1 pseudogene is annotated in these 410 nt (G+C 48.3%); it reads right to left on the reverse strand.

From position 1 onward, the window contains the following. A pseudogene (locus AB4585_RS26085) lies at window positions 1-410 on the reverse strand (D-glutamate deacylase); the annotation flags it as partial.

Consider the following 410-nt stretch of genomic DNA (forward strand, 5'->3'; position numbering starts at 1 on the left):
GTCACGTATTTATTAACAAAACGCGCGAAACAAGCTACTGAGCGCGGGTGAGCAAACGCATCACTTGGCAGTGGCCAAACATCACCTTCGATTAATTTACCTTTCGAGTCCATCCAAGGCATTGCATCTGATGCAATCGCAGCGCCAGGGAAGAGTACAGAACGATTCATCATGCGTAACTCTTCTTTGTTATCATCTGGTTTTAAGAAGTGGATAACAACGATTTCACCTGGGTTCGTTTCACGCAGTTCATCAATTTTGCTTTGCGTCATCGGAACACCGTTTGCTTCCATGTAGCTTGCATCAGGTACCCCAAAGCGGTCGATCCAGTCTTCACCTGCAAATAGTGCAGCGCCAACCGGTGTGGAGCCCGCGCCATATGGGTAAGCTTCAGTGGTAACGGGTAAACC

Origin of the sequence: Vibrio sp. 10N.222.49.C9 (assembly GCF_041474985.1) — a bacterium.
In the GTDB taxonomy this organism is placed as follows: Bacteria; Pseudomonadota; Gammaproteobacteria; order Enterobacterales; family Vibrionaceae; genus Vibrio; species Vibrio crassostreae_C.